Below are 26,398 nucleotides of genomic sequence, written 5' to 3' on the forward strand. Positions count from 1 at the left end.
GGTCGCCGGGAGGACGACGGAGGATACGGGTCAGCGGGCGCCCCCGATCCAGCGGTCCAGCACCGGACCGATCCGGGCGAGGGCTTCCTGCGACGTCATCTTCCAGTGGGTGGCCTGGACCGATTCGACCGCCAGGGTGCCGGTGACGTGGGCCCGCCACTGCTGCGCGGCGCGGGCGGCCGAGGTTCCGTCCTCCCCCGCGGCGAAGAACAGCAGATCACCGTCGTATCGGGCGGGCCGGTGCTCGCCGAGCAGCCGGTAGGACAGGCGCACGCCCTCGAAGAGGCGTTCGAGCCGGGGCAGGGACAGCGCGTCGAACGGGGCCGGCAGGTCGGCGACCAGCCCCAGTGCCCGCGCGGGGGTGAACTCCGCCAGGTCGACGTCGGACCCGACGTCGGTTCCGATCGCGCCGAGCAGGTCGGCGACGGTGACCGCGGAGGGGGCGGTCCCGGTCGGCGCGGTGGGCGGATGCGCGTCGAGCAGGGCGAGGGTGGCGACCTCGTCGCCGTCGGCGCGCAGACGGACCGCGACGGCGTGGGCGAGGATGCCGCCGAGCGACCAGCCGACCAGGTGGTACGGACCGGCCGGCTGGACATGCCGGATCCGGGCCGCATAGTCGGCCGCCCACGCGTCGATGCTCTCGGGCAGCGGTTCGTCGTCGCGCAGGGCCGGGGACTGCAGTCCGAAGAGGGGACGCTCGGGGTCGAGGTGGCGGGCCAGGCCGGCGAAGCTCCACGACAGGCCGATCACCGGGTGGATGCAGAACACCGGTTCGGCGGAACCGCCCGGGCGCAGGGGCAGCACCGCGTCGAACCCTGCGGTGTGATCGGCCGGACCGGGATCGCCGGCGGATGCCTCGATCCGGGCGGCGAGGGCTTCGACGGTGGGCGTGAGGAACAGCCACTGCAGCGACACCGGCAGGCTCGTGCGCTCGCGCAGCCGGGCGATCACCCGCACGGCGCTGAGGGAGTTCCCCCCGAGGTCGAAGAAGTCGTCGTCGAGGCCGACCGGGAACGCCCCGGTATCGGTTCCCCCGGCCGGCGCGAGGACCTCCCGGTATGCGGCGGCGACCTCCGTCTCGAGCGGAGTGCGCGGCGGGCGGTGGCTCCGCGGGGCGATCACCGGCTCGGGGAGTGCCGCGCGGTCGAGCTTGCCGTGCGGGTTCAGCGGCAACGCGTCGAGGGTGACGACGCCGGCGGGCACCATGTAGGAGGGCAGGGTCTCGGCCAGCGCGGCGCGCAGCCGGGCGACGTCGACCGGCCCGGCGGCCGGGACCAGGAAGGCCACCAGCCGGTCCCCGCCGTGGACGGTGACCGCGGCGTCGCGGATCGCCGGAAGGGCGCGCAGCGCGGCCTCGATCTCCCCGAGTTCGATTCGGAACCCGTGCACCTTGACCTGGAAGTCGGCGCGCTCGAGGTATTCCAGGGTGCCGCGGCCGGGGTCGTCACCGTCGACGCGCCAGCGCACCACGTCCCCGGTGCGGTAGAGGCGTGAGCCGGGCACGCCGAACGGATTGGCGACGAACCGCTCGGCGGTCAGGCCGGGTCGGCCCAGGTACCCGCGGGCGAGCTGCACCCCGGCCAGGTACAGTTCGCCGGCCACGCCCGGCGGCACGGGGTGCATCCGCTCGTCGAGGACGAACGTCTGGGTGTTGGGGATGGGGTCGCCGATCGGCACCGACGTGTGCGCGAGTGCGGTGACCGCGTGCGCGGTCACCGAGACGGCCGCCTCCGTCGGGCCGTACAGGTTCACCAGGTCCGCGTTCGAGGCGCCGAGCGCGCGCTCCGCCGTCGGGGTGGGCAGCACCTCGCCGATGGCGAGGACGCGGCGCAGGGTGTCGGGCAGCTCGCCGGCCGAGTCCTCGAGCAGCGCCTCGAGCATCGACGGCACCACGTGCAGGGTCGTGACCTTCTCCCGGCGGATCAGGTCGTTGAGGTAGGACGGGTCGCGGTGCCCGTCGTGGGCGGTGATCACCAGGCGGGCCCCGCAGGTGAGCGCGGACCAGAACTCCCACACCGACAGGTCGAAGGTCGCGGCGGTCTTGAGCAGTACCGCGTCGTCGGGGCCGAGCTCGTAGTGCGCCCGCTTCCAGGCGATCTGGTTGACGATCGCCTCGTGCGGCACGGCCACGCCCTTCGGGCGTCCGGTCGATCCGGAGGTGTAGATGACGTAGGCGGTGTTCGCGGCGCGCAGCGGTGTCCGCCGGTCCGCGTCACCGAGCGGCGCGGGATCGACGTCGCTCAGGTCGAGGCGGTCGACGTCGAGCACCGTCCGCCCGGCCAGCGCGTCGACCCGGTCGGCGGTGGTCGACAGCACGCACTGCGGGGCCGCGGCGCCGAGAATGTACTCGTTGCGGGCCGCGGGGTGGTCGGGATCCAGCGGCAGGTAGGCGCCGCCGGCCTTGGCGACGGCGTACATCGCCACCACGAGGTCGACCGAACGCCGGATGCACAGGGCCACCGTGGATTCCGGTCCCACTCCCTGCGCCACGAGGTGGCGGGCGAGCCGGGTGACGCGCTCGTCGAACTCCCGGTAGGTGAGGGTGCCGCCGCGGAACACCAGCGCGGGTGCGTCCGGGGTGGCCGCGACCTGCTCGTCGAACAGGTCGACGAGGGTCCGGCCGGCGGTGAGGTCGGCCTGTTCGGCCTCCCATGCCCGCATCATCCCGGCGAGTTCCGTGGCGTCGTGCAGATCGATGTCGCCGACGACGGTGTCGGGTTCGGCGACGATCGCCCGCAGAATCCGCAGGTACCGGTCGAGCATGCGCTGGATCGTCGGCGCGTCGAACAGGTCGGTGGCGTAACCGAACTCGACGTCGAAACCGCCCGGGCCGCCGCCCGCACCGTGGTCGACCACCGTGACGTGGAGATCGAAACGCGCTGCGTACGAATCGCTCTCGACCGGCGCGATCCGCAGTTCCGGCAGCTCGAGGGCGTCGTGGGCGAAGTTCTGGTACGAGAACCCGACCTGGAAGAGGGGATGGCGCGCGGTGGACCGGACCGGGTCGAGCACCTCGACGAGGCGTTCGAAGGGCACGTCGGCGTGCGCGAACGCCTGCAGATCGGTGTCGCGGACCTGCTCGAGCAGCGTCGTGAACGACGCGGCGACGTCGACGTCCGTCCGCAGGGCGAGCATGTTGACGAACATGCCGATCAGGCCGTCGAGTTCGGGGGCCGTGCGTCCCGCGACGGGGGTGCCGACGACCACGTCGTGGGTGTTCGACACCCGCGCGAGCAGCACCGCGAGGACCGCGTGCAGCACCATGAACGGGGTCACGCCGTGCTCGCGCGCGAGAGCCGCGATCGCGTCGCGGGTGGCCTCGTCGACCTGCGCCGAGACCCGTTCGCCCGCATGGCCGATGACCGCGGGGCGCGGCCGGTCGGTGGCGAGCTCGAGGTGCTCGGGGATGCCGGCGAGCGCACGCCGCCAGTAGGCCAGCTGCCGGGCCGTCCCGGACCGGGGATCGTCCTCGTCGCCGAGGGCGTCGAGCTGCCACAGCGTGTAGTCGGCGTACTGGACGGGCAGGGGCTCCCACGACGGTTCCCGTCCCGCCGACCGTGCGGTGTAGGCGGTGACGAGGTCCCGGACGAGCGGCCCCAGCGACGAGCCGTCGCCGGCGATGTGGTGGAGGACCACGGCGAGCACGTGCTCGTCGTCGGCGATCCGGAAGAGCCGGGCGCGGACGGGAACCTCGCCGGTGACGTCGAAGCGCCTGCCCGCGAGGCCGGCGAGGCGGGCCGGGGCGTCGGAGTCGGTCGCGTCCTCCGGCCCGAGGTCGAGCGGAACGTCGCCGACGGCGAGGATGCGCTGCTCGCCGACGCCGTCGACCTCGGGGTACACCGTCCGGAGCGTCTCGTGCCGCGCGACGACGTCCCGCACGGCCGCGCGCATCGCGTCGACGTCGAGCCTGCCGGACAGCCGCACGGCGAGCGGGATGTTGAACACCGCCGAGTCCGGATCGAGGCGGTTGAGGAACCACATGCGCTGCTGCGCGGGAGAGAGCGGGATCCGGTCGGGTCGCGGGCGCCGCGGCAGCAGGCCGCGGGCGGCCGCCGGCGCGGCCTCGACCCGGGCCGCGAGCGACGCGACCGTGGTGGCGTCGAACAGGTCGGCGGCGGAGACGGTGACGTCGAGCGCCGCCCTGATCCGACCGATCACGCGAGTGGCGAGCAGCGAGTTGCCGCCCAGGTCGAAGAAGTCGTCGTCGACCGAGACCCGCGGCACCCCGAGCACGTCGGCGAACGCCTCCGCGACGGCCGCCTCCGCGACGGTGGCCGGCGCCCGGTACGGGGCCGACGCGATCTCGGGCTCGGGCAGGGCCGCGCGATCGAGCTTGCCCACCGGCGTCAGCGGAATGGCCTCCAGCGCGATCACCGACGACGGAATCATGTGCGACGGAAGCCGTTCGGCGACGAAGGCCGTGAGCGCGGCGGCGTCGATCGCGGAACCGGGGGCGGCGTGCACGTAGGTGACGAGACGGGTGTCCCCCGTCGCACCCCGGTGACCGACGGTGGCGGCGAAGTCGACCGTGGAGTGCGCGGCGAACGCCGCATCGATCTCACCGAGCTCGATGCGGAAGCCACGCACCTTGACCTGGAAGTCGTTCCGGCCCAGATACGAGATGCCCTCGCGGGCCGAGCGCGGGGACCGCACCAGGTCACCGGTGCGGTACCTCCGGGCGCCACCGGGCGCGGCGACGAAGCGCGCGGCCGTGAGTCCGGGACGAGCGTGATAGCCGCGGGCGAGGCCGGGCCCGGTCAGGTACAGTTCGCCGGCCGTGCCCGCCGGCACGGGCCGAAGGCGGGAATCGAGGACCTCGGCGGCGACTCCGCGAATCGGCCGGCCGATCGTGACGGGTTCGCCGGGCCGAAGCGGCCCGGAGATGTTCGTCATGATCGTGGTCTCCGTGGGGCCGTACCCGTTGTGGAACCGGCGGCCGGGCGCCCAGCGCGCCACCAGGTCCGGCGGGCACGCCTCGCCGCCGACCACCACCACCCCGAGGTCGTCCAGGCCGGCGGGCTCCACCGAGGCGAGGGCCGCCGGGGTCACGAAGGCGTGCGTGACCCGCTCGCTGCGCAGCAGTCCGGCCAGCTCGTCGCCGCCGTACACGGAGGGCGGGGCGACGACCATCGTCGCCCCGGCACCGACGGCGAGCAGCAGCTCGAGCACCGACGCGTCGAAGCTGGGGGACGCGAAGTGCAGGGTGCGGGCGCCGGGGGTGAGGTGGTAGCGCTCGACCTGCTCGGCGCAGAAGGCGGCGAGCCCGGCCTGGGTGACCACGACGCCCTTCGGCTGTCCCGTGGAGCCCGAGGTGTAGATGACGTAGGCGGGATGGTCGGGGCGCAGCGGCCGCACCCGGTCGACGAAGGCGAGCGGGTCGGCCGGGCAGGCGTCGAGTTCCGTCCGGATCTCGGCGCCGTCCAGGACGACGGTGTCGAACCCCTCGGGGACGACGTGCCGGTGCCCGGCCACCGTGAGGGCGAGGCGGGCGTTCGAGTCCGACAGCATGTAGCGGACCCGATCGGCCGGGTAGCGGGGGTCCACCGGGACGAACGCCGCGCCCGTCTTGGCGACCGCCCAGACGGCGAGAACGGACCGGATCGAGCGGGTGAGCAGCACCGCGACGCGGTCCTCGGGGCCGATTCCCCGCGCGATGAGCAGGCGGGCGAGCCGGGACGACTCGGCGTCGGCATCGCGGTAGGAGAGGGTGCGCCCCTCCGACGTGAGCGCCGGCGCGCCGGGATCGCGTTCGACGGCGGCCGACAGCAGGTGCGGCAGCAGTGCCGTGGGCGTCCGGCGGCGCGAACCGCGGAGATTTCCGCGGACGGTTCGGTCGATCACCTTCATCGGCTCTCCCCTCCGAATTCCGGAGCCGTTGCGCGCGTGCGCATCCCGGCTCCGTTCACCGCCGGGGTGTCAAGAACTACGGCGACGCCCGCCCTCCCCCCGGCGGTCGCCGCTCCACTGCGCCTCGCGCACCGGAACCCCGACGATTCCCGGCGCTAGAGCACTTCGTCACCATTCCACACGAAAACAAACCGTGCCACCTGTACGTATGTCCGGTAACTAAGTTACCGACGGGTAGACCGGCATTCCGGACAGGAGTCGCCGGCCCGGCGAGAGCGTCGGCGCGGCCCCGGCGCGACGTTCGTCGCGCGACACAGCGTCGCCCCGCACGGGACGAACGGCCCGGACCGCCGCACCCGACCGGCGGCGGGGAGATCCCGGCCCTCGCGCCGGATCCGCCTCGCCGCCTGCAGGTTCCGGCGGCGCGAGGCGAAGGACCTCGGCACCGCCTCCGGGCCGTTCGGCACCGCCTTCCGGCCATTCGGCCGTTCCGACCGCACCACGAACCCCGCCAAGGCTAGACAATGCACACGTTTCATCCAACTGTTGGACAGCAGACGTTCGATGTCGAATGTGAGCTCGAACACGGCCGCCGCTCACCCATGGGTCAGCGATCCACGCCGTCGCATTCCGGGCAGGAGCCGCCGGACGTCCAGCGCGCCAGCAGCGGCCCGAGACGAGCGCACGCACTCGGCCCGGTCATCTCCCAATGCGAGGTCGGCAGGTCGTGCCGGTGCACGCCGCCGGAGACGTACGGTGACCAGTCCCGGCCCGATTCGGGATCCGGCACGGTCTGCGGCGCGGCGCCGACGAAGAGAATGCGTCCCTCGTACCGGGCCGGCACGTGCCGCTCGAGCGCCTCGAACGAGCAGTCGATGCTCGTGAGGACGGACGAGGCGAGGGTGGGATCGATCTCGTCGGCGAGCATCCCGATGTCACCGAGGGCGTACGCCGGTTCCCCGCCGCCGGCGCGGTTCGCACCGAAGGCCGCCGCAGCCACCGCGACCGGATCCACCGGGCCGCGCACGGCATCGGGCAGATAGGCGTCGAGCAGCACGAGTGAACCGACCTCGAGTCCGGCTCGCTGGAGCTGGACCGCCATCTCGTGGGCGATCACCCCGCCGAGGGACCATCCGACCAGGTGGAAGGGACCGTCCGGATGGACCCGCCGGACCTCCGAGACGTACCGCGCCGCCCAGGACTCGATCGAATCCGGTAGGTCCGACTCCCCGGACAGCGCCGGGGACTGCAGTCCGTAGACCGCACGGCCCGGCTCGACGTAGCCGGCGAGCGAGGCGAAGCTCCAGGCGAGGCCGATCACCGGATGGACGAAGAACACCGGATCGCGTCCGTCGTCGCCCTCGCGCAGCGGCAGCAGCACGTCCAGGGAGGGGTCGGCGGACCCACTCGCCGGCGGCCTCTCCCCCGCCGACCGCTCGATCCGGGCCGCAAGGTCCCCCACCGTCGGATGGGCGAACACCCACTCGAGCGGCACCGGACGGCCGAGCCGGCGCGCGAGTTCCCGCGTCGCCCCCACGGCCACGAGCGAGGATCCGCCGAGGACGAAGAAGTCGTCGTCGGATCCGATCCGGTCCGCAGCGAGGACGTCCGCGAACACCTGCGCAACCGCACGCTCGACGGGCGTCGCCGCAGCCCGGTAGGACGCCCGCTCGGGCATCGGCGCGGGCAGCGCGCCGCGATCGACCTTGCCCGTCGTTCCGACGGGGAGCCGGTCCAGGCGCATGATCGAGGCCGGCAGCATGTAGTTCGGCAGCTCGTCCGCGAGCGCGCTCCGCAGGGCCCCCAGGTCGAGGTCCGACTCACCCTGCGCGGCAACGACATACGCGACGATCCGAGCGCCGGTCGCGGCGTCGTGGTGCACCGTCGCGACCGCGGCCGCCACGGCGGGCAGACGCAGCAGCGCCGCCTCGATGTCTCCGAGTTCGATCCGGAAACCGCGCAGCTTGACCTGGGAGTCTCCGCGGCCCACGTGCTCGAGGACGCCCGCAGGGGTCCACCGGGCCAGATCACCGGTGCGGTACAGACGGCCCCCGGCCCCGAAGGGGTCGGCAACGAACCGGTCCGCGGTCGCCCCGGGGCTGCCGCTGTAGCCCCGCGCGAGTTGCCGGCCCGCCAGGTAGAGCTCTCCGGTCACTCCCACCGGCACGGGCCGCAGCCGCCGGTCGAGTACGTACACGCGGGTGTTCCACCCCGGCACCCCGATCGGCACCTGGTCGGTGTCCGCGCCCGTGACCCGGTGCGCCGTCACCGACACGGCCGCCTCGGTGGGTCCGTACAGATTGACGAGCTCCGCCCGGCTCGACCGGCGCCACGCCCCGGCCACGGCACCCGGTAGCGTCTCCCCGATCGAGAGCACCCGCCGCACCGAGGTCGGCAATTCTCGGTCTGCACCCGCGATCAGGGCGCTCAGCAGGGACGGAACCAGGTACAGCGTCGTCACGAACTCCCGCTCGACGAGCGCGAGCAGGCGGAGCGGATCGCGGCGAGCCTCGGGATCCGCCACCACCAGCCGGCCGCCACATGTCGTGGCGCCCCAGAACTCCCACACCGACAGGTCGAACGTCGCCACCGTCCGCTGCACCGTCACCTCGTCCGGACCGAACCCGAACTCCGCATGCATCCAGCGCAACTGGTTGACCACCGCGCCGTGGGCCACCGCCACGCCCTTGGGCACCCCGGTCGATCCCGACGTGAACAGTATGTAGGCGAGGTTCGAGGGCCGCAGCGGCGCACTGCGATCGGCGTCGGTCACCGGGGCGGCCGAGTACCGCGACAGGTCCACACTCGAGGTATCGATCACCGGGATCGGCTCCGGCACAACCTCCCTCGCGACGCGCGTGGACACCGCCGTCGCGAGCACCGTCGCCGGCCGCGCCGCCTCGACCATGCGGGCCAGCCTGGTGATCGGCAGCGACGGGTCGAGCGGAACGTACGCGCCCCCGGCGGCGGACACCGCGTACATGGCGACGACGAGGTCCACGGAGCCGGGCATCATCAGACCGACCCGGGTCTCCGGCCCGACGCCGGCCGCCACCAGCGCGCGGGCCAGCCGGGCGACGCGAGCGCCGAGTTCCCCGAAGGTCAGCTGCACGCCGTCCCCGACGAGCGCGACCGCCCCCGGGCGTTCGTGCACCTGGTGCTGGAACAGCTCGGGGAGGCAGCCGCCGCCCGCAACCTCGACCCGGGTGTCGTTCGTCGCCTCGAGCAGCGCCCGCCGCTCGTCGGCGCCGAGCAGATCGGCGTCGCCGACCGCCCGGTCGGGAACCGAGACGAGTTCGCCCAGGATCCGAACGAACCGGTCCGCGATGGACGCGGCCGCGCGTACGTCGAAGAGATCGGTGGCGTAGGACAGATGCCCGCCGATACCCGCAGGCGTCCCGTCTGCGCCGTAACTGTCGCCGACGATCAGGTGCAGGTCGAACTGGGCGATCTCCCCTGCGACGTCGACCGGAGCCGCCACCAGGTCCGGGAGTTCGAAGGCGACCGCTCCGAGGTTCTGGAACGACAACCCCACCTGGAACAGCGGATGCCGCGCCATGGACCGGGCCGGCGCCAGCGCCTCGACGAGTCGTTCGAACGGGACGTCCGCATGGGCCAGGGCCTGAATGTCCTGCTCCCGGACCTGCGCGAGCAGCGACGCGAAGGAGACGGCGGGATCGACCCGCGTGCGGAACACGAGGGTGTTCACGAACATCCCGATCAGGTCGTCGAGGGCCGCCTCACCCCGACCGGCCACCGGGGTGCCCACCGCGACGTCCTCAGTGCCGGACAGCCGGGCCAGCAGCACCGCGAAGGCCGTGTGCACGACCGTGAAGGGAGTGGTCCTCGTGGCCGCCGCGAGCGCGGCCACCCTGCCGTGAAGGTCCGCGTCGATCGTGACGGGAACCCGGTCTCCCCGGTAGGACTGCACCGGAGGCCGCGGCCGGGTCGTGGGCACGGGCAACTGGTCGGGCAGCCCGGCCAGTTCGTCGGCCCAGTAGGCGAGCTGGCGGGAGACGCGCGAGGCGGGATCGGCTTCGCTGCCCAGCACCTCCCGCTGCCACAGCGTGTAGTCCGCATACTGCACCGGCAGCGGCCGCCATGCGGGTTCGCGGCCCTCCCGTCGCGCGCTGTACGCGAGGGCGAGATCCCGCACGAGCGGCCCCACGGAATAGCCGTCGGCGGCGATATGGTGCACCACGACGAGCAGGACGTGTTCGGCCGGGGACACCCGAAACAGCCGCACGAGAACCGGAACGGACCGGGTGACATCGAATCCGACCGCCGCCGCCGACCGGACGGCGGCCTGGAGCTCCGATTCGTCGACGTCCGCCGGGCGCAGGGCCGGCACACCGGCGCCCGCGGGCAGAATCTGCTGGACCGGGACCCCGTCGACCTCGGGGTAGACGGTCCGGAGGACCTCGTGCCGGGCGACCACGTCGGCGACCGCCGACTGCAGCGCGGCCGGATCCAGCCGTCCGGTCAGCCGCACGGCCATCGGGATGTTGTAGGCCGCCGCGGTCGCCTCGAACCGGCTGAGGAACCACATCCGCTGTTGGGCCGGCGACAGCGGGATCCGCTCCGGACGCGGCCGGGCCGCCAGGGCGGGCAGGCCGCCGGACCCGACGTGCCGTTCCACGGCTGCCGACAGCGACTCGATCGTCGACGCCTCGAAGATCACGCGGACGGGCACCGACGCGCGCAGCGCCGACCCGATCCGGGCGACCACACGCGTGGCGATCAGCGAATTCCCGCCGAGCGCGAAGAAGTCGTCGTCGAGACCGAGCCGCTCCGCGCCGAGCACTTCACCGATCACCGAGGCGACGGTCTTCTCGATCGCGGTGGTGGGCCCCCGGAACTCACGGACGGCCGGGACCGGTTCCGGCAGGGCCCGGCGATCCACCTTTCCGGATGTGGTGAGCGGGAGTTCCCCGAGCACGGTCACCAGGTCGGGCACCATGTACCGCGGCAGCAGGCGCCCCACTGCCGCGCGAACGGCGTCCGCGTCGGCCTCGGCGCCGTCCGCGGACACGACGTACGCGGCGATCTGCGCGCCGTGGGGCCCGTCGTGGACGGTCACGACGGCCTGCGCCACCTGCGGCTGCGCCAGCAGTGCCGCCTCGATCTCCCCCAGCTCGATCCGCAGACCGCGCACCTTCACCTGGAAGTCGTTGCGGCCCAGGAACTCGAGGGTACCGTCCGGCAACCACCGGACCCGGTCCCCGGTGCGGTACAGCCGCGCCCCGCCGGGGTGCGCGACGAACCGCTGCGCGGTCAGATCCGGGCGGGCGTGGTAACCGCGGGCAAGTTGCACCCCACCGAGATACAGCTCCCCCGGCACCCCGATCGGTACCGGGTTCAGCCGCTCGTCGAGAACATGCGTGGTGGTGTTGCGGATCGGACGGCCGATCGGCACGGTGCCGGCATCGGTGCGACGTCCGGCACAGCGCAGCACGGTCGCGGTGACGGTCGCCTCGGTCGGGCCGTACGTGTTGTCCAGCAGCGCATCCGAGCGTTCGGCGAACCGGGCCGCGAGCTCTCCCGGCAGCGCCTCGCCACCGACGGACAGGTACTTCAGCGCCGCCGGCAGTTCGAGTGCGGGATCGGCGAGGAACACGGCGAGCATCGCCGGAACGAACTCGAGGATGCCGACGGCCCACTGCCGCGACAGGCGGGCCAGGTACTCCGGGTCGCGATGGCCTCCCGGTGCCGCGACCACGAGCCGCGCACCGACCTGCAGCGGGAAGAACAGCTCCCACACCGACGCGTCGAACGTGATGGGGGTCTTCTGCAGCGCCGTGTCCCCCATGCCGAATTCGTAGCGCTCGCGCATCCACGTCATCTGGTTGACGACGGCGCCGTGGGTGACGGCAACGCCCTTGGGCCGGCCCGTCGACCCAGAGGTGTAGATCACGTAGGCGATGTTCGCCCGATGCAGCGGCGCCAGGCGCTCGTGGTCGGCGAACTCGGTGACCGGCGCCGGGGCGAAGTCCGATTCGTCGACCACGAGGGCCGGGACGGAATCGGGGAGCGTGCCCCGATCGCGCGTCGTGGTCAGCACCACCACCGGCTCAGCGGTGGCCAGGACGTATGCCGTTCGCTCGGCGGGGTGTTCCGGGTCGAGCGGCACGTACCCGCCACCGGCCCGGAGAACCGCATAGATCCCGACCATCATCTCGACCGATCGGCTCATGTGGACGCCGACCAGCCGATCGGGCCCGACGCCGCACGCGACGAGGCGCCGGGCGAGCCGGTCCACCCGAGAGGCGAACTGCGCGTAGGTCAGCGCGGTGTCCTCGAAGACGACCGCCGTCGCGTCGGGGGTGCGCCGCGCCTGCCGGGTGAACGCGTCCAGCACCAACCGGTCACCGAGCGGCGCGGCGGTCCGGTTCAGCTCGTCGAGCCGGGCACGTTCCTCCGCGGTGCGCAGGTCGATGCCGCCGACCGGAACGCCCGGATCGTCCGCCGCCGCCTCCAGGATCGACGCGAGTCGCGCGGCGAACGTCCGCACGGTGTCCTCGTCGAACAGGTCACACGCGTAGACGACGGATCCCGCGACCCCGTCCCGCCGCCCCTGCTCGTCGCGCATCTCGGTCAGGTGGATCTCGAGATCGAGTTTGGCGCCGCCCGTGGCTGTCCCGACCGGCGCGATGTGCAGGTCCGGCAATGCGATCTCGGAGCGGGTGAAGTTGTGCACCACGAGCAGCACCTGGAACAGGGCCGAATGCGCGGTGGACCGGACGGGATCGAGGATCTCCACGAGCCGTTCGAGCGGAACGTCGGGGTTGCCGAAGGCGGCGAGGTCGACCTCCCGCACGCCGGCGAGAAGCTCGGAGAAGGTGGCGTCCGGGTGGATCCGGGTGCGCAGCACGAGGGTGTTGCCGAACATCCCCACGAGATCGTCGAGTGCCTCCTCGCCGCGGCCGGCGACCTGTGCCCCGACGGGAATGTCGTCGGTACCGGACAGGCGGGCCAGCAGGACCGCGAGCGCGGCGTGCGCGAGCATGAAGAACGTCACGCCGTGATCCCGGGCGAGCCGATCGAGCCGGGCGGCCAACGCCTCGTCCAGGGTGAAGTCGAGGCTCGCGCCGCGCCCGGTCTGCACGGCGGGCCGCGGGCGGTCGGTGGGCAGTTCCACCAGGTCCGGCAGGTCCGCCAGCGCCGTGGTCCAGTAGTTCAACTGGCGCGCGAGCACCGACTCGGGGTCGTCCTCGGAGCCCAGCACGTCCTGTTGCCACAGGGCGTAGTCGGCGTACTGCACCGGCAGCGGAGTCCACTCCGGTGCCCGGCCCGCTCTGCGGGACAGGTACGCGGTGGCCAGATCCCGGGCCATCGGGGCCCGGGATCCGCCGTCGCTCGCGATGTGGTGAACGACGACGACCAGCACGTGGTCCCGGTCGGTGAGCCGCAACAGGGCCGCCCGGACGGGTACCGCACCGGTGACGTCGAACCCCCGGGAGACGAGGGCGGCGATCCGCGGGTGCAGGTCGTCCTCGGCCACGTCCTGTGCCGCCAGATCGAGTGGTACGTCCTCGAGCGGAACGATCACCTGGAACGGTCCGGAGTCGGAGTCGGGGAAGACGGTGCGCAGGGCCTCGTGCCGGGCGAGCAGGTCGCGCAGGGCGGCCTGCAGCGCCGGCACATCCAGCGCCCCGGTCAATCGCAGCACGAGCGGGATGTTGAAGGCGGCGGAGTCCGGGTCGAACCGGTTGAAGAACCACATCCGCCGCTGCGCGAGCGACAGCGGAATCCGCTCGGGGCGCCGCCGGGGGCGCAGGGGCATCCGGGACGGGACCGCGACCGGATCCCCCATCCGCGCCGCCAGGGCCGACACGGTCGGCGCTTCGAACAACGTCCGCACCGGGACCCGGACGCCGAGGGCGGCCTCGAGCCGCGCGATGACCTGCATCGCGAGCAGCGAGTTGCCGCCGAGCGCGAAGAAGTCGTCGGCGCGGCCGACCCGCTCGACCCCGAGCACCGCCCCGTACACGTCTGCGACCGCCTGCTCGTCGGACGTGGCGGGGGCGCAGTACTCGGCCGACTCGGGCAGCGGCACCGGCAGTGCCCGCCTGTCCAGCTTGCCACCGGGAGTGAGGGGCAGGGCGTCGAGCACGACGATGTGGCCGGGCACCATGTGGTTCGGCAGTTCCCCGGCGAGGAACTCGCGCAGGTGCGCCGGGTCGGGCACGGCGCCGGCCGCGCCGACGACGTAGCCGACGAGCCTGTCCCCGCCGCGCGGATCGGTGTGCAGCACCGTGGTGGCCTGCGCGACGGAGGGGTTCCGTTCCAGTGCGGCGTCGATCTCGCCGAGTTCGATCCGGAATCCACGCAGCTTGACCTGGAAGTCGCTGCGCCCGAGGTACTCCAGTTCGGCGACCGCGCCGGTGCTGCGCCATCGGACCACGTCCCCGGTCCGGTACATCCGCGTGCCCGGCGCTCCGAACGGGTTCGCCACGAACCGTGCCGCCGACAACCCGCTGCGCCGGTGGTAGCCCCGCGCGAGAGCGGCCCCGGCCAGGTACAACTCGCCGGCCACGCCGGACGGCACCGGCCGCAGCCGGGAGTCCAGCACCAGGGCGGCCACCCCCGGTACGGGCCGGCCGACGGTGACCGGGCGCCCGGGCTGCAGCCGCGCGAACGACGAGATGATCGTCGTCTCCGTAGGCCCGTAGCCGTTGAAGTAGCTCCGTCCCGGCGCCCACCGCGCCAGCAGTTGCGGCGATGTCACGTCCCCGCCGACGGACACGACCCCGAGACGGTCGAGTCCCGACGGATCGACCGTCCCCAGCACCGCCGGCGTGACAATGGTGTGGCTGACCCGTTCGGCCCGAAGCAGTTCCGCGAGTTCGGGTCCGCCGACGATCGTCGAGGGCACCACGACCAGGGTCGCGCCCTGGGAGAACGCGGCCATCCACTCGAGCACCGACGGATCGAAGCTGGGCGAGCACACGTGCAGGAACCGCGACCGTGACGTCACGCCGTACAGCGTCACCGCGGCACCGAGCAGCGGGTCGAGACCCGCGTGGGTGACCACCACACCCTTGGGGTGCCCGGTCGACCCCGACGTGTAGATGACGTACGCCGCGTGCTGCAGCGACAGCGGCCGTACCCGCTCGGCGTCGGACATCCGGGCGGCGGATCGTGTCGCGACGGCCCGCACGACCTCGGGATCGTCCAGTTCCAGCCGGGGCGGGGACGCGGGCAGCGCGGGGGCGTACGAGGTGGTGGTCAGGCACACCGCCGCACCGGAGTCGGCGAGCATGTACCGGACCCGCTCCGCCGGATAGGACGGATCCACCGGAAGGTGCGCGGCGCCGGCCTTCGCGACCGCCCACACGCCGAGCACCATCTCGTAGGAACGCGGGAACGCCAGCGCCACCACGTCCTCGGGGCCGACGCCGCGTGCTGCCAGTTCCCGCGCGAGCCGGGACGACGACTCGTCGAGTTCGCGGTAGCTGATCGTGCGGTCCTGGTACCGGACGGCCGGCGCCTCGGGGTCCCGGGAGACCGCCGCCGTCAGGATCTCGGCGAGCGTGCGGGCACCGCTCGGTGCGTCGTCCGGGGCACGGGTGAGCCGGTCGGCTTCGTCGTCGGCAAGGAGCGCCAGGTCACCGACCGGCACGGCCGGGTCCGCCACGGCGGCGGCCAGCAGCCGCACGAACCGCCGCGCGAATCCGGCCACCGTCTCGTCGTCGAACAGGTCCCTGGCGAAGACGAAGTCCGCCGACATTCCCGCCGGTCCCCCGCCGGGGTCCGTGTGTTCACGCAGCGTCAACGACAGATCGAACTTCGCGGTGGCCGCATCGAACGGCACCGCCGCCACGCTCAGGCCCGGCAGCTCGAGACCCGCGGGGGGCAGGTTCTCGAAGGCGATGGCCACCTGGAACAGCGGGTGCCGCGCGGTCGAACGCTCCGGGACGAGCAGTTCCACGACGCGCTCGAAGGGGATCTCCGCGTGGGTGAACGCCTCCAGGTCGCTCTCGCGGACCCGCGCGAGATGCTCCGCGAACCCGGAACCGGGATCGACCCGGGTGCGCAGCACCAAGGTGTTGACGAACATGCCGACCATCTCGTCCAGCGCGGCGTCACCGCGGCCGGCGACCGCGGTACCCACGGCGATGTCGTGCGACGACGACATCCGGGCGAGGAACACCGCGAGCGCGGTGTGCAGGACCATGAACAGGGTCGACCCGCACTGCTGTGCCAGTTCCCCCGCCCGCCGGTGCGTCGGGGCATCGATATCGAACGCGACCCGGCCGCCGGCGAAGGACTGCACCGGCGGGCGGGCCCGATCCGTCGGGAGGTGCAGTTCCGCGGGGAGATCCGCGAGGACCCGCCGCCAGTACTCCGCCTGTGCCGAGAGGGGACTGTCCGCGTCCCGCTCCGATCCGAGCACCTCACGCTGCCACAGCGCGAAGTCCGCGTACTGCAGCGGCAACGGCTCCCATCCGGGCTCCCGGCCGGCGGCCCGCGCGGCGTACGCGGTCATCAGATCGCGCGTCAACGGCGCCATCGACCAGCCGTCGGCGCTGATGTGGTGTGCCACGAACACGAGCACGTGCTCGTCGTCCGCGACCCGGAACAGCCGCACCCGGAACGGCACCTCGGCGGTCACGTCGAATCCGGTGGCCACCACGTCGGCGATCCGGTCGGCCAGCTCCGTTCCGGGCACCGATTCCGACGCCCAGTCGGGCGTGTATCCGGCGGCGGGAACGACCGTCTGGTACGGGCGCCCGTCCGTTTCGGGATACCTGGTTCGCAGGATCTCGTGCCGGACCGCGATGTCGGACACCGACTTTCGCAGGGCGTCGACGTCGAGCCGGCCCGTCAGCCGGATCGCCACCGGGATGTTGTCGGCCGCGGAGGCCGGATCGAACCGATTGAGGAACCACATCCGCTGCTGCGCGAACGACAGCGGTACGCGGTCCGGGCGCTCCCGCGCCACCAGCGGAACAGCGTGTGCCGCCGCGCCACCCGACTCCAGGTGCGCCGCCAATGCCGCCACGGTCGGCGCCTCGAACACCACCGGCACCGGCACCCGGGTCTCCAGGGCCGCACCCAGGCGCGCCACCAACCGGGTCGCGAGGAGCGAATTTCCCCCCAGCTCAAGGAAGGAGTCGTCCACGCCGACGCGCTCGCGCCCGAGCACCTCGGCGAACACCGACGCGACCGTCTCCTCGACCGGGGTGCGCGGCGCCCGGTATTCCCGCTCGGCGAACACCGGTTCGGGCAGCGCCGCCCGATCGAGCTTGCCCACCGGTGTCAGCGGCACCGCGTCGAGCACCATCACCAGGGCCGGCACCATGTGGCCGGGCAGCGTCTCGGCCAACCCGGCGAGCACCGCCGGCGCGTCCATCCGGGTTCCGGCCGCGGGCAGCACGTACGACACCAGTGCCGTCTCCCCCGACGGCAGCACCTTCCCGACGGTCGCGGCGAACTCGATGTCCGGCCGGGCCGTCAGGGCGGCGTCGATCTCACCCAGTTCCACCCGGAACCCGCGGATCTTGACCTGGAAATCGCTGCGCCCGAGATACTCGATCGGGCCGTCGGCCGCGCGGCGCACCAGGTCTCCCGTCCGGTACATCCGGGTTCCCGGATCCGACCCGAACGGATCGGCCACGAACCGCTCCGCCGTCAGTCCCGGCCGGCGGTGGTAGCCGCGCGCCACCTGGGCGCCCGCCAGATACAGCTCACCCACCACACCCGGCGGCACCGGCCGCAGCCGGCCGTCGAGCACGTACGCCGCCAGTCCCGGGATCGGGGTGCCGATCGTGATCGGCTCGCCCGCCACCAGCGGCGCGCTGCTCGTCGCCAGGATCGTCGCCTCGGTGGGCCCGTACGCGTTGAAGAACCGCCGGCCGGGGCCGGTCCACCGGCTCACCAGCTCCGGCCCGAAGGCCTCCCCGGCCGCCACCACCACCCGCAGGTCCGTCAGGCCCGTGCGATCCACCGAACTCAATGCCGCCGGCGTGATGAACACGTGGGTCACCGCGTCGGCCGCCAGCACCTCGGCCAGGTCGGCACCGCCGCCCACCGACGCCGGCGCCACCACCACCGTCGCACCCGCGGAGAACCCGATCAGCAACTCGAGCATCGAGACGTCGAAACTCGGCGAGCACACATGCAACACCCGCGCGTCCGCGCCGACCCCGTAGTGCTCCCGCTCGGCGGAGATCACGCCGGCGATCCCGGCATGGGTGACCGCCACCCCCTTCGGGCGGCCCGTGGAGCCGGACGTGTAGATCATCCAGGCGAGGTCCGGCCCTTCGAGCGCGCGCGTCCGGTCGGCGTACGAGACGGGATGCCCGGGCAGCTGCCCGACCTGCCCGGCCACCGCCGCATCGTCGAGCAGCACCTGTTCGACTCCGGCCGGCACCGCGGCCGCGAAATCGCGCACCGTCATGCACAGGGCCGCGCCGGAGTCTGCCAGCATGAATTCCACCCGCTCGAGGGGGTAGCGCGGGTCGACGGGGACGAACGTCGCCCCCGACTTCGCCACCGCCCACAACGCGAGCACCGACTCCACCGAACGGGGTATCGCCACCGCGACCACGTCGCCCGGCCCGACGCCCCGGCCGATCAGCCACCGCGCCCACCGCGACGACCTCTCGTCCAGCTCGCGATACGACAGGGCGGGGCCACCGGCGGCGCCCACCACCGCGGGATGGTCTCCGCGTTCCTCCACCGCGGAGGTCAGCAGAGTCGGCAGCAGTGCCACGCGCGTGGCCCGGCTACGCGACCGGCCCGGTTCCCTGCGCCGCACCCCCGGCTCTCGCCTCACGCGCCCGGACCTCGATCTGCCCGGACCGGGCTCCTGCGTTGCACTACGGATACAGCTCCTTCCACACGCGGGAAGAGCATGGAGAACTCGTCCCGCCCGGGAGGAATCTACCGGCCGGTATTCAGTTCCGCATACTCCATGGGTCGACGGCGGCCACTGTCGTCCACTGCCCACCCGCGGCAACGGACCCCGGCGGGACCTCGTCGCGGTCGGTGACGACCACGACCCCGAGGTCGTCGCCCGGTGCCTCGTTCAACGCGTCTACCAGCGAAGACGGCACGAACGCGTGGGTTACCCATTCGTCGGCCACGACGGCGGCGAGGTCGGCGCCGGGCTCGGGCACGATCACCACCGCCCCCGCGATCCCGGCAGCCAGGATCGCGAAGATGCGCCACTGCTCCGCCGTGAGGTCGCACACCAGCGACCGCGATTCGTAGTCCAGCTTCAGCGCGGCCGCACCGCCGCGGACCACGGCGACCAGTTCGCCGTGGTAGAGCACGCGGCCGGCCACCCACAGCGCGGGGTGCTGCGGCTGCAGGACCCGGACCCGCTCCGAGTAGTCGACCGGCCGGTGGGACAGCGTGTCCACGGCGGCCACCGTCGCCGGGTCGTCGAGGCACACCCAGCGCGCGGCGGCGGACCGACGGGCGTCCGACCCGGTCGTCGTCAACCCGAGCCCGGGTGTCTCCGCAGGCGTGGCGGAGCCGGACACGGCGGGCACGATCGCGGCACCCGCCTTGGTCACCGCCCAGAGCGCGGTGATCAGCTCGGGGCCCGCCGGCACGGCGACCGCGACGCCGTCGCCGGGCCCGACGCCCTCGGCGATGAGATACCGGGCCCACTGCGACGACCGGCGGTCGAGGTCGAGGTAGGTGACCTCGACGCCGTCCGCGACGAACGCCGGGGCCTCGGGATCGGACTCCACGGCGACCTGCCACTCCTGCGGCACCGTCCGCTCGACGCGGTCGGGGACCGCCACCGGCTCGGGCTCGATGACCGTGGGCGCCGTGCGCTCGGTCTCGGTGCGGATGTCGATGTCCCCGACCACCGCGTCGGAGGTTTCCGCGACGGCGCGCAGGACGGTCACGAAGCGTTCGGCGAACGTCGCGACGGTGCCGGCGTCGAACAGGTCCACGGCGTAGGTGAACCCGACGTGCATGCCGGCGGCCGAGCCGCCCGGGTGCTCGCCGGCGGCCGAGCCGCCCGGGTGCTCACGCGGATCGACGGTCACCTGCAGGTCGAACTTCGCGGCGAGTTCACCGGCGTCGAGCGCCTCGACGGTGAGACCCGGCAGTTCGAGCCGCGCGGCCTCGGTGTTCTGGAACGACAGCACCGTCTGGAACACGGGATGCCGGGCCGGGGAGCGCACGGCCACCACGTCGTCGACCACCCGCTCGAACGGCACGTCGGCGTGCCCGAACGCCTCGAGGTCGACGGCGCGGGCCCGGTCGAGCAGCTCGGCGAAGGTCGCCGCCGGGTCCACATCCGTGCGCAGGGCGAGGGTGTTGACGAACATCCCGACGAGGTCGTCGAGGCGCCGGTCACCGCGGCCCGCGACGGGCGTGCCGACGACGATGTCGTGGGTGCCGCTGAGCCGGGCGAGCAGCACGGCGAGCGCCGCGTGGACCACCATGAACAGCGAGGCCCGATGCGCGAGCGCGAGTGCGTCGAGCCGCTGCCGGGTCTGCTCGTCCACCTGCACGGCTACCGTGCCGCCCCGCAACGACGGCTGCGGCGGCCGGGGGCGGTCCGTGGGCAGATCGAGCAGTTCGGGCACCCCGGCCAGGCGCGAACGCCAGTAGGACAGCTGGGCACCGGCCGGCGACTGCGCATCGTCGGCGTCACCGAGGACCCGACGTTGCCAGAGCGCGTAGTCGGCGTACTGCACCTCGAGCGGCGCCCAGGCCGGCGTGCCGCCCGACAACCGCGACGCGTAGGCGGTCATCAGATCCCGTGCCAGCGGCGCCAGCGACGCACCGTCGGCGGAGATGTGGTGGACGACGAGAGCGAGCACGTGGTCGTCGGCGCCGACCGAGACGATCCGGCCGCGCACCGGCACCTGCGCGGAGACGTCGAAGCCCTCGGCGGCGAGCGCGACAACCTCGGCGAACGCCTCCTGCTCGGACGCCACCTCGACCGGCACGACCGCGGGCACCACCGCGTCGGCGTCGAGGACGTGCTGGTAGGGCCCCGTCTCGTCCTGCGGGTACCGGGTGCGCAGCGACTCGTGCCGCTCGATCACGTCGCGCACCGCGGCGGTGAGCGCCGCGGTGTCGAGGCGGCCACGCAGCCTGATCGCGAGCGGGATGTTGTAGCTCGCGGAGACGGGATCGAGCTGGTTGAGCACCCACATGCGTTGCTGGGCGAGCGAGAGCGGCACCCGATCGGGGCGGGGCCCGGCGGTCAGCGCGGGCCGGGGCGCCGATTCCGCGTGCGCGTCGGCCCGGGCCGCGAGTTCGGCGACGGTCGGTGCCTCGAACAGTTCGCGGATCGCGAGGGCGGTTCCGAGCGACTCGTTGATCCGCGCGATCACCCGCGTCGCGATGAGCGAGTTGCCGCCGAGCTCGAAGAACGAGTCGTCCGCACCGGCCCGCTCGACGCCGAGCACGTCGGCGAACACCTGCGCGACGGCGCGTTCGGCGGCGGTGGCCGGTTCGCGGCGCCCGCCCGCGGTGGTGGCGGTCGCCTGCGGCACCGGCAGGGCGCGCCGGTCGAGCTTGCCGTTGACGGTGAGCGGCAGCTCGTCGAGGACGACCACGAGGTCCGGAATCATGTAGCCGGTGAGGAAGGCACCGAGCTGCTCGCGCACGCGGGCCACGTCGACGTCCGCGCCGGCGCGGGGCACGACGTAGCCGACGAGCCGGTCGCCGAGACCGTCGTCGCGGACCACGGCGACCGCCTGGGCCACCGCGTCGGCACGCAGCAGCGCCGCCTCGACCTCGCCCAGCTCGATGCGGAAGCCCCGCAACTGCACCTGCGCGTCGCTGCGCCCGGCGTACTCGAGCTCGCCGTCGGCGTTCCACCGCGCGACGTCGCCGGTGCGATACAGCCGGCCCGGCCCGAAGGGGTCGGCGACGAACCGCGCGGCGGTCAGTCCCGGCCGGCCGAGGTAGCCGCGGGAGAGCTGGTCACCGGAGACGTACACCTCGCCCGGCACCCCGACCGGGACGGGCTGTAGCCGCCGGTCGAGCACCCGCAGCCGCAGCCCCGGCAGGGAGCGGCCGATCCGGCTGGCGGCACCGGGGCGCGCGGCGCCGCGGTCGAGGGCCAGGAACGACACGTGAACCGTGGTCTCGGTGATGCCGTACATGTTGACCAGCGTCGGCGCCACGGGCCGGCGCCCGTACCAGCCGTCGAGCTTGCCGAGGTCGAGCGCCTCGCCGCCGAACACGACGTATCGCAGTGCGAGCGGATCGGCGTCGGGACGCTCCACGGACGCGACCCGGTCGGCCTCGTCGAGCTGAAGGAACGCCGAGGGGGTCTGGTTGAGCACGGTGACCCGCTCGGCCCGCAGCAGCTCGAGGAACTGTTCGGGCGAGCGTGAGGTCAGGTAGTCGACGACGACGAGCCGGCCGCCGTACAGCAGCGGTCCCCACAGCTCCCACACCGTGAAGTCGAATGCGTAGGAGTGGAACAGCGTCCACACGTCGTCGGCACCGAACCCGAACAGCGGTTCGGCGTTGTCGAACAGGGTCAGCACGTTGCGGTGGGTGACCGCGACGCCCTTGGGGCGGCCGGTGGAGCCGGAGGTGTAGATGACGTAGGCGCGGTTGTCCGCATGCAGCGGCGCGCTCCGCTCGGCGTCGGTGAGCGGCCCGGACGGCGCGTGCGGGTCGTCGTCCTCGATGTACACCCGGGGCAGGCCGACGTCCGGCAGTGCGTCGCCGTCACCGGTGGTGGTGGTGACGACGCAGCGCGGACGTGCGTCCTCGAGCATGTACCGCAGCCGCTCCGCCGGATACGTGGTGTCGGTGGGCAGATACGCGGCACCGGACTTGAGCACCGCCAGCAGCGCCACGATCAACTCGGCCGACCGGGGCAGCGCGACGGCCACGAGCTCCTCCGGGCCCGCCCCGGCCGCGACGAGCCGGCGGGCGAGGCGGTTGGCGCGCGCGTCGAGCTCGGCGAACGAGAGGGTGCGTCCGGCGAACGTGACGGCCGGGGCGTCGGGGCTGCGGCGGACGACGGCGTCGAAGCGGTCGGCGAGGGTCGCCGCTGCGGGCACCCGGACCCCGGACCCGAGCGTGCTCCACTCGGTGAGGATCCGCTCGGCCTCGGCGTCGTCCAGGAACGGCAGCGCGCCGACCGGGGTGGCGGCGTCCACGGTGACGCCGCGCAGGATCCGGCTGAACCGGTCGGCGAGGGACCGCATGGTGGAGGCGTCGAAAAGATCGGTGGCGTAGGCGAGTTCGACGGTCATCCCGCCGGGGGCGCCGCGCTCCGAGAGCTGCTCGGCGACGGTGACCTGCAGATCGAACTTCGCGATGGCCGTGTCGAATTCGACCCCGGAGATGCTCAGGTCGGGCAGCTCCAGGGCGGACTGCGGCAGGTTCTGGAAGGTGAGCATCACCTGGAACAGCGGGTGCCGGGCCTGCGAGCGGGGCGGGTCGAGCACCTCGACGAGCCGTTCGAACGGCATGTCGGCGTTCGCGAACGCCTCGAGATCCGTGCCGCGCACCCGGGCGAGCAGGTCGGCGAACGGCTCACCGGGTTCGACGGCGGTGCGCAGCACCAGCGTGTTGACGAACATGCCGATCAGGTCGTCCAGGGCGGCCTCGCCGCGGCCCGCGACGGGGGTGCCGACGGCGATGTCGTCGGTGCCGGACAGCCGGGCCAGCAGCACGGCCAGCGCCGTGTGCACCACCATGAACACGCTCGCGTTGTGGGTGCGGGCCAGGTCGGCGAGCGCCGCGTGCAGTTCGGCGTCGATCGGGACACGAAGGGCGGCACCGTGATTGGACGCAACGGCGGGACGGGGCCGGTCCACCGGGAGGGTGAGTTCCTCGGGCAGGTCGGCGAGCTGCGCGCGCCAGTAGGCGAGCTGCCGCGACAGCACGGATTCCGGATCGTCCTCGTCGCCGAGCACCTCGCGCTGCCAGAGCGCATAGTCGGCGTACTGAACCGACAACGGCGGCAACGGATTCGGCTCGTCACGGGTGCGCGCCCGATAGGAGGCGACGACGTCACGGGTCAGCGGCGTCATAGAAAAACCGTCGCCGGAGATGTGGTGCACGACGAAGACGAGCACGTGCTCCTCGTCGGAGATCCGCAGCAGCGCGACGCGCCACGGCACGGCGGCGGTGACGTCGAACCCGGTGCCGACCAGCTCGAGGACGCGAGCGGGAACGTCCTCGGCCGCAACCTCGACGGGGGCGAGATCCGGCAGTACCTCGGCCACCGGCAGTACCACCTGGTAGCCGTCGCCGTCGGTCTCCGGGTAGACGGTGCGCAGCGACTCGTGCCGGGCGACGAGGTCGGCGACCGCGCCGCGCAGGGCCTCGACGTCGAGACGCCCGGCGAGCCGGATCGCGACGGGGATGTTGTCCACCGCCGACTCGGGCGCGAACCGGTTCAGGAACCACATGCGCTGCTGGGCGAGCGACAACGGGATCCGCTCGGGGCGGTCGCGGGCGACCAGCGCCACGGCACCCGAGCCGGCCTGCGACTCGAGCCGCGCCGCGAGCGACTCCACCGTCGGCGCCTCGAACACCAGCGGCACCGGCACCCGGGTGTCGAGGGCCGCGCCGAGCCGGGCGACGAGCCGGGTGGCGACGAGGGAGTTGCCGCCGAGGTCGAGGAACGAATCGTCGAGACCGACCCGCTCGACGCCGAGGACGTCGGCGAAGACGTCGGCGACGGCCTGCTGGGCCGGGGTCTGCGGCGCCCGGTACTCCCGGACCGCGAACACCGGGGCGGGAAGGGCCGCGCGGTCGAGCTTGCCGACGGGATTGAGCGGCACCTCGGCGATGGGGACGACCGCCGCCGGGAGCATGTAGTCGGGCAGGAAGCCGGCCGCGAACTCGACGAGAGCGCCGGTGTCGAGGTCCGCGCCCCCGGCGGCCGGCACGACGTAGGAGACGAGCGCGGTCTCCCCGGAGGGCAGGGCGCGGCCCACGGTGGTGGCGAACTCGACGTCCGGGTGCCGGACGAGGACCGCGTCGATCTCGGTGAGTTCGATGCGGTAGCCGCGGATCTTGACCTGGAAGTCGGAGCGGCCGAGGTACTCGATCACACCGCTGTCGTCCCGGCGCACGAGGTCGCCGGTGCGGTACATGCGCGCCCCGCCGTCCGCGAACGGGTTGGCGACGAACCGGTCGGCGGTCAGGCCCGGACGGGCGTGATACCCCAGCGCGAGCTGTGCGCCCGCCAGGTACAGCTCACCGGTGACACCGGCGGGGACCGGGCGCAGGTGCGTGTCGAGCACGTATGCCCCCACGCCGGGGATCGGGGTACCGATGCGGATCGGCTCGCCCGGGTGCAAGGGGGCACTGCTCACCGCCAGGACGGTCGCCTCGGTCGGCCCGTATCCGTTGAAGAAGTCGCGGCCGGGCGCGGCCCAGCGCTCGACGAGATCGGGACCGAAGCTCTCCCCCGCCACCACGACCACGCGCAGGTCGTCCAGGCCCTGCGGGTCGACGGACCCCAGCGCCGCCGGGGTGATGAAGGTGTGGGTGACGCGCTCGGCCGCGAGCAGCTCCGCCAGGTCCGCGCCGCCGACGATCGTCGGCGGCGAGACCACCAGGGTCGCGCCGGCGGTGAAGGCGCTCAGCAGCTCGAGCATCGACACGTCGAAGCTGGGCGAGCAGATGTGCAGCACCCGCGCCTCGGCGGTGACCCGGTAGTGCTCGCGTTCGGCGGTGATCAGGCCGGCGATGCCGGTGTGCGGGACGGACACGCCCTTCGGCAGGCCCGTCGACCCGGAGGTGTAGATCATCCAGGCCGGGTGCAGCTCGGACAGCGGCCGGATCCGATCGGCGTACGACACCGGGTGGCCGGGGCGGGCGGCGATGTCACCGGCCACGCCGGGATCGTCGAGCGCGGTCCACCGCACCGAGCCCGGCAGGTCCGCGGCGAAGGCCGTGAGGGTCAGGCCGACGGCCGCGCCGGAGTCGGACACCATGTGCAGGACCCGCTCGGCCGGGTACTTCGGGTCGACGGGCAGGAACGTCGCCCCCGACTTCGCCACCGCCCACACGGACAGGACGGACTCCGCCGAGCGGGGCACGGCGACCGCCACCACGTCGCCCGGGCCGATGCCCCGCTCGATCAGCAGCCGCGCCAGCTGCGACGACTTCTCGTCCAGCTCCCGGTACGTGAGCGTCGCCCCGCCCGCCGCGACGACCGCCGGGTGATCGCCGCGTTCCTCCACGGCCGATACCAGCAGTTGCGGCAGCAACGTCGCCTGGGTGCGGGTGCGGGAGCCCCGCTGGGGCCGGGTGGGGGCGGGACGGCGGCTGCGGGCGGGGCGTTCGCGGCGCTCGACGGCCGGCGACTGGGGAGCGATCGCCGGATCGCTCCCGCCCAGGCTGCCGTCGTGTCGAGAAGACCGCATGTAGATGCCCACATCCTTCGCTTCGGTTCCGTTGCTCGCGCGCGAACGAGCAAGCATAGTCACTGCGCCCGGCGCCCTCGGCGGGACCGTACCGGCCGGTAGCCGCCACTCGTTCATCCACCGATGCGCCCGCGACGTTACCCTCGGGCCCCCGCCGGGACCGGACGCGGTGAGGCTCCCCCGACGAAAAGGGGAGCCTCACCGCGGCGGGCCGGACC

At 73.2% G+C, this 26,398-nt stretch carries 3 protein-coding genes; all 3 read right to left on the reverse strand.

Translation table 11 applies throughout. The annotated features are described in order from the left end of the window. Positions 1–30 precede the first annotated feature (30 nt). On the reverse strand, positions 31–5,847 hold the full coding sequence (locus tag HFP48_RS18845) for a non-ribosomal peptide synthetase (RefSeq protein ID WP_168579860.1): 5,817 nt from the start codon (positions 5,845–5,847) through the stop codon (positions 31–33). A gap of 607 nt (positions 5,848–6,454) precedes the next feature. After that, positions 6,455–18,565 (reverse strand): non-ribosomal peptide synthetase, encoded by a 12,111-nt coding sequence (locus HFP48_RS18850; RefSeq protein WP_246872435.1) that lies wholly within the window; start codon positions 18,563–18,565, stop codon positions 6,455–6,457. 184 nt (positions 18,566–18,749) lie between these two features. Further along, positions 18,750–26,180 carry a non-ribosomal peptide synthetase gene (locus HFP48_RS18855; protein WP_246872436.1) on the reverse strand — a complete coding sequence of 2,477 codons (7,431 nt, stop codon included), beginning with the start codon at positions 26,178–26,180 and terminating at the stop codon, positions 18,750–18,752. Between the last annotated feature and the right edge of the window lie 218 nt (positions 26,181–26,398).

This window comes from Rhodococcus sp. DMU1 (assembly GCF_012272955.1).
Lineage (GTDB): Bacteria > Actinomycetota > Actinomycetes > Mycobacteriales > Mycobacteriaceae > Rhodococcus > Rhodococcus aetherivorans.

Coding starts and splice junctions, on each gene's coding strand:
- HFP48_RS18855 (WP_246872436.1), bottom strand. CDS start 26,180: ATGCGGTCTTCTCGACACGACGGCAGCCTGGGCGGGAGCGATCCGGCG.
- HFP48_RS18845 (WP_168579860.1), bottom strand. CDS start 5,847: ATGAAGGTGATCGACCGAACCGTCCGCGGAAATCTCCGCGGTTCGCGC.